Source organism: Streptomyces sp. NPDC059524 (assembly GCF_042749255.1).
In the GTDB taxonomy this organism is placed as follows: domain Bacteria; phylum Actinomycetota; class Actinomycetes; order Streptomycetales; family Streptomycetaceae; genus Streptomyces; species Streptomyces xanthii.
This window is the reverse complement of the sequence record NZ_JBHYTK010000127.1, coordinates 18,291-24,332: the sequence shown is the minus strand read 5'-3', so window position 1 is coordinate 24,332 and position 6,042 is coordinate 18,291. Positions and strand designations below refer to the sequence as shown.

General features: G+C 70.4%; 5 protein-coding genes and 1 tRNA gene. 3 read left to right on the top strand and 3 right to left on the bottom strand.

From position 1 onward, the window contains the following. Window positions 1-118 precede the first annotated feature (118 nt). On the bottom strand, window positions 119-442 hold the full coding sequence (locus tag ACFW9D_RS28740) for a hypothetical protein (protein WP_188338496.1): 324 nt from the start codon (window positions 440-442) through the stop codon (window positions 119-121). A gap of 87 nt (window positions 443-529) precedes the next feature. On the opposite strand from ACFW9D_RS28740, the gene ACFW9D_RS28735 reads away from it, so the two are divergent. Continuing rightward, the gene (locus tag ACFW9D_RS28735) at window positions 530-760 is read left to right on the top strand and encodes a DUF4287 domain-containing protein (protein ID WP_188338495.1); all 231 of its coding nucleotides are present in this window, start codon (window positions 530-532) and stop codon (window positions 758-760) included. Window positions 761-851: 91 nt separating this feature from the next. Here ACFW9D_RS28735 and ACFW9D_RS28730 read toward each other — a convergent pair whose 3' ends face one another. Next, entirely contained in the window at window positions 852-1,748 is an 897-nt protein-coding gene (locus ACFW9D_RS28730; protein WP_188338494.1) for a Bax inhibitor-1/YccA family protein, read from the bottom strand. 174 nt (window positions 1,749-1,922) lie between these two features. Beyond that, window positions 1,923-2,006: transfer RNA gene (locus ACFW9D_RS28725), tRNA-Leu, on the bottom strand. Between the two features lie 399 nt (window positions 2,007-2,405). Between ACFW9D_RS28725 and ACFW9D_RS28720 the strand changes: the two genes are divergently transcribed. Both ACFW9D_RS28720 and ACFW9D_RS28715 read left to right on the top strand, forming a co-directional pair. Next, window positions 2,406-3,206 (top strand): ABC transporter ATP-binding protein, encoded by an 801-nt coding sequence (locus ACFW9D_RS28720; RefSeq protein ID WP_384626485.1) that lies wholly within the window; start codon window positions 2,406-2,408, stop codon window positions 3,204-3,206. A 185-nt stretch (window positions 3,207-3,391) separates the two neighbouring features. Beyond that, complete coding sequence (locus ACFW9D_RS28715; RefSeq protein ID WP_384626482.1) at window positions 3,392-5,923, top strand: ABC transporter permease; 2,532 nt, start codon at window positions 3,392-3,394, stop codon at window positions 5,921-5,923. The last annotated feature ends 119 nt before the right edge of the window (window positions 5,924-6,042 follow it).

Below are 6,042 nucleotides of genomic sequence, written 5' to 3'. Positions count from 1 at the left end.
ATGCAGACCCTCCGGGTCGCATTTCCCCGATAGAGGCTGAGCGGCGAAGCCGCTCGCCTCCAGGGGCGCGGGGAACTGCGCGACCAGCCCCCACCGGCCCGCACCCGACGACGAACCCCTAAACCCCGGCCCGCTTCATCGCCGCCCCCACCAGATCGACGGCCTCGCCGACCTCCCGCTCCGTCCGGAGGACAACCGCCAGATCGCGCCCCGCGACCGTCACCTGATCAGCCGCCGCGAACATCCCGGCGTCCGGCATCTCCCGAACCTCCGAACCGCCGGAGGCCCCCGCCCCCTCCAGCCGCTGGGCCCACCCGGACAACTCCCTGGCCAGCGCCAGCGCCTCCGCGGCGGCGCCCCGCTGCAACCGGCTCTGCGGCGCCGCCCGGAGCCGGTCGGCGAACTGATCCACTGCTGAGGTCAACGGCGTCGTATCAAGCACGCGGCGACTGTAGCTGTTTACAACGGGGCGGCGCTCGGGCACGGTGGCCTCAAGACCCGGCTACATCGAAGCGTTCCGGAGGCGCCGATGTCCCAAGTCTTCTCCGAGGAGACCCACCGCAATCTGATCGCCCGCATCCCCGAATGCACCGGTCGTGAAGTCGCCGACTGGATGCAGACCGTAGAGAACGGCCCCAGCTTCCTTCGTTTCGAAGAGAAGGTGAACTGGCTGCGCGGGGAGCACAACCTCTCCCACGGTCACGCCAAGGCGCTCATCCACGAGTACGACCTGCGGCGCGCAGCGCGCCGCTTCGGCTGACGCCCCACCCCCCAACCGACAAAAGGACCCGCGCACCGAGGTGGGCGGGTCCATCGACGTGTCACGTCCGTCAGGCGTGGGCCGTCAGGCGTCAGTCGTTGCCCTGCAGGATCGAGATGAGCCGCAGGAACTCCATGTAGATCCAGACCAGCGTCATGGTCAGACCGAACGCGGCCAGCCACGCCTCTTCCTTGGGCGCGCCGTACGCGATCCCGTCCTCGACCTGCTTGAAGTCCAGGGCCAGGAAGCACGCGCCGAGCAGGATGCCGACGATGCCGAACAGGATGCCGAGGCCACCGCTGCGGAAACCGAGACCGTCACCGCCGCCGAACACGGCGAACAGCAGGTTCACCGCCATCAGCAGGATGAAGCCCATCGCCGCGGCCATGACGAAGCCGTAGAAGCGGCGGTTCACGCGGATCCAGCCGGCCTTGTAGGCGATCAGGACCGCCGCGAAGACGGACATGGTGCCGATGACGGCCTGCATGGCCGCGCCGTCCGCGATGCGGTTGTCGACCACGCTGGAGACGACGCCGAGGAACACGCCCTCGAGGGCCGCGTACGCCAGGATGATCGGCGGCGACGCCTTGCGCTTGAAGGCCTGGACGAAGCCCAGGACCATCGCGACGAGGCCGGCGCCGATCGCGATGCCGTACGACTTGCCGATGTGGGCGTCGTCGACCGGCAGCAGCGCCCAGGCGAGCGCGGCGGTCACGATCAGCGTGCCGAGCGTGGTGGCCGTGCGGACGATGACGTCGTCCATCGTCATACGGCCGGTGGTGGCGGGCGCCTGCGGAGCGCCGTACTGCAGATCCTGCTGGGCGTAGGGGTTCTGCGCGTACGGGTTGCCGGCGGGGGCCTGGCCGTACGGATTGGCCTGCGTCCCGACCGCGGGTCCCCCGGCCTGCGACTGACGCGCGTCGAACTGCGCATAGCCGTTGTCGCGGCTGAACCCCCGTCGCGAGAAGACCGGGTTGCTGCTCCTCATCTCACTCCTCCATGGCCACCGTGTATGGCCTTCCCACAAGAGTAATGGGCTGGCAAAGATCCGACCCTAGTGCTCAGGGAGGATCTTTCCCAGTCTGTTACGAGGAACGCGGCGGAGCACCCCTGTGTTCCCCGGCCGGGAACACAGCGTGACCGGCGGCGGGAGGGGAGGAGGTGCCCGGAACCGGACTTGAACCGGTACGCCCGCGAAGGGGCAGCGAGGTTTAAGCTCGCCGTGTCTGCATTCCACCATCCGGGCAGGCTGTGGGGCTCCGCGTCGACCTTCCGAGCCTATCCGGCGGCCTCCCCCGGCCGGCGGGCCTCCCTCGCGATGTTGTCTTATTTTATTGAGGTCTGAGGGTGCATCAGCCCCTGCATCGGCCCCTGACAGACGCCATCCGCACTTGCCACGTGCCCTTCCCGCCGCAGGTGCGCGTCCACGTGGATTGACGGAATTTCACCTCAGGCGCACGCCCGGGTGCGGCGCCGCCCGGCGGCTCGGGGTTCCGGGTCATCCCCAGGTATGACCCGGAGCCCCTCGGTCCGACTCCAGTCGCCCCCGGGAACGGGAGCAGCGGCTGACTCCCGGGCGGCGTTCCGCCGAGACGATGGAACGGTCCCCAGCAGGCAGTCCCCCGTACCGACAGGAGCACCCTCCGTGACCACCACCCCTCTCGCCGACCGGACCGTGACAGCGGCCGCCCGCGCCACGGATCTGAGCAAGGTCTACGGACAGGGCGAGACCCGGGTGGTCGCGCTCGACCAGGTCTCCGTCGACTTCCGGCGGGCCGAGTTCACCGCGATCATGGGCCCGTCCGGCTCCGGCAAGTCGACGCTGATGCACTGTGTCGCCGGCCTGGACACCTTCTCGTCCGGCTCGGTCCGCATCGGCGACACCGAGCTCGGCTCCCTCAAGGACAAGCAGCTCACCAAGCTGCGCCGGGACAAGATCGGCTTCATCTTCCAGGCGTTCAACCTGCTGCCGACGCTGACGGCGCTGGAGAACATCACGCTCCCCATGGACATCGCGGGCCGCAAGCCCGACAAGGCGTGGCTGGAGAACGTGATCCAGATGGTGGGCCTGTCCGACCGCCTCGGGCACCGGCCCGCGCAGCTCTCCGGCGGCCAGCAGCAGCGCGTCGCCGTGGCCCGCGCGCTCGCCTCCAAGCCCGACATCGTCTTCGGCGACGAGCCCACCGGAAACCTCGACTCGCGCTCCGGCGCGGAGGTGCTCGGCTTCCTGCGCAACTCGGTGCGCGAGCTCGGCCAGACCGTCGTCATGGTCACCCACGACCCGGTCGCCGCGGCGTACGCGGACCGCGTGATCTTCCTGGCCGACGGCCGCATCGTCGACGAGATGGCCGCCCCGACCGCCGACACGGTCCTGGACCGCATGCGCAGTCTTCCCGGGGGAAACCCCCGGACCCCCGGCTTCGACGCCAAGGGCCGCACCAGCTGACCCGTCGCTTCCCCCGCCCCGCAGGATGCGCCCCGTAAGGGGCGCGGGGCTCTGTTGATGTGCGGCTCCGCCGCGTGGGCGCGACCAGCCACGCCGTACGTGTCACCCGCCGATACGACCTTCTGCCCCCATGGCGCGATGGCGCCGAGCCGGGGCCCCGCCGAACCCAGGACTGACCCGAACCCATGTTCCGTACAAGCCTGCGCAGCGTGCTCGCGCACAAGGCCCGCCTGATGATGACCGTGCTGGCCGTCATGCTCGGCGTCGCCTTCGTCTCCGGCACCCTCGTCTTCACCAACACCATCTCCGGCGCCCTGGAGAAGAGTTCCGCCAAGGGCTTCGACCACGTCGACGTGGCCCTCACCCCCGGCGCCACCGCCGCCGAGGGCGACAAGGTCAGCAAGGAGGTGAAGCTCACCGACGCCACGCTGAAGAAGGCCGAGCGGGTGCCGGGCGCCGCCTCCGCGTACGGCGTGGTCAGCGGGTACGCGGCCGTCGCCGACCAGGACGGCAAGCTCGTCGGCAACGGCTTCTCCACCCAGGGCGGCAACTACTGGGGCGACGACGACTCCCGGTACCCCTTCACGTCCGGCAGGGCCCCGCACGGCGCGAACCAGGTCGCCCTCGACGCCGAGACCGCGAAGCGCGCCGGCTACAAGGTCGGCGACCAGGTCCGCATGTCCGTCGACGGCCCCGTCCTGACCCCGACCCTGACCGGCGTCTTCACCACCGACGACGGGAACGTCGCGGCCGGCGGCTCGCTCGCCCTGTTCGACACGGCGACCGCGCAGCAGCTGTTCCACAAGCCGGGCGCGTACGACGAGATCGACGTGAAGGCCGCCGCGGGCACGGGCCAGGACCAGCTGAAGCGGAACCTCGACAAGGCGCTGGACGGCGCCGCCGTGCACACCGACACGGCGCGGCAGCTCGCCGACGACCAGGCCGAGGCCATCTCCTCGTCGATGAGCTCGATGAAGAACATGCTGCTGGTGTTCGCGGGCATCGCGCTGTTCGTCGGCATCTTCATCATCGCCAACACGTTCACGATGCTGGTCGCCCAGCGCACCAAGGAGCTGGCGCTGCTGCGCGCGGTCGGTGCCTCGCGCCGGCAGGTGACGCGCTCGGTGCTGATCGAGGCGTTCTTCGTGGGCGCGGCCGCCGCGGTGACCGGTCTCGTCGTGGGCATCGGCATCGGCGCGGGCATGCGCTCCCTCATGGGCAGGACCGGGGCGATCATCCCGGACGGCCCGCTGGTCGTGTCCGTCGGCACGGTCGTCGCGTCGCTGCTCGTCGGTGTCGTGATCACGATGCTGGCCGCGTGGCTGCCGGGCCGCCGCGCCGCGAAGATCCCGCCGGTCGCGGCGATGAGCGCGGTGCACGCCGCCCCGACCGCCAAGTCCCTGGTCCTGCGCAACACGCTGGGCGCGCTCGTCTCCGCCGCCGGTGTCACGGCCGTGCTGGCCGCGACGACGATGAGCGGCGACTCCGGGCAGCTGCCGATGGGCGCGGGCGCCGCGCTCCTGGTCATCGGCGTCTTCATCCTGACGCCGCTGCTGTCCCGTCCGCTGATCGCGGCGGCGGCCCCGGTGCTGCGCGTGTTCGGCATCTCCGGGAAGCTGGCCCGCCTCAACTCGGTGCGCAACCCGCGCCGTACGGCCGCGACCGCCTCGGCGCTGATGATCGGGCTGACCCTGATCACGGGCCTCACCGTCATCGCGGGCAGCGTCCAGTCGGCGATCGACAAGATGGCCGCGGACTCCCTGAAGGCCGACTACGTCGTCTCCATGGCGAACGGGAACTACCTGTCCCCCGACGTCCTGAAGACGCTGCAGAAGACCGACGGCGTCACCGCGACCAGCGGTCTGTCCAACTCCCCGTCCCGCATCGACGGCACCACCGAGTACCTGACCGGCGTCGACGGCCGCACGATCACGCGCCTGGCGGACCTGCCCGTGGACGAGGGCCGGTTCCGGGTCGGCGGCACGAACGTCGTCGTCGACGACGACACGGCGAAGGACCACGGCTGGAAGGCCGGCTCGACGTTCTCCGTCGCCTACGAGGACGGCAAGAAGCAGCGCCTGACCGTCGCCGGGGTCTACGAGGGCAACCAGATGATCCGGGGCATCATGCTCGACGCCCCGACGCTGAACCCGCACATGAGCGACGGCGCCTCGGACATGCAGGTGATGCTGAAGACGTCCGGCGGCCCGTCCGACGCCACCAAGGACAAGCTGACGAAGGCGCTCGGCGAGAACCCGGCGGTGAAGATCCAGGACCGCCAGGACCTGTCAAACGAGATCGCCCAGATGTTCACGCTGATGCTGAACATGCTCTACGGGCTGCTCGCGATGGCGGTCATCGTCGCCGTCCTCGGTGTCATCAACACCCTCGCCATGTCGGTCTTCGAGCGTCAGCAGGAGATCGGGATGCTCCGCGCGATCGGCATCGACCGCAAGGGCATCAAGCGCATGGTCCGCCTGGAGTCCCTGGTGATCTCCCTGTTCGGCGGTGTGCTCGGCATCGGCCTGGGCGTGTTCTTCGGCTGGGCGGCCGGACAGCTGATCGGCAACACCATGTCGACGTACGCGCTGGTGCTGCCCTGGGGCCGGATGGGGATCTTCCTCGCCCTGGCCGCGGTGGTCGGCATCCTCGCGGCCCTGTGGCCGGCCCGCCGCGCCGCCCGTCTGAACATGCTGACGGCCATCAAGTCGGAGTAGCGCGGGAGCGGTTGTGCGCAAGGGGGGGCGGGGGGGGGGGTGTGAACCCGCCCCCCCCCCGGGGCGGGGGGGGTGGGGGGTGTGGGCGGCCCCCGGGGGCCCCCCCCCCCCCCGGGGCG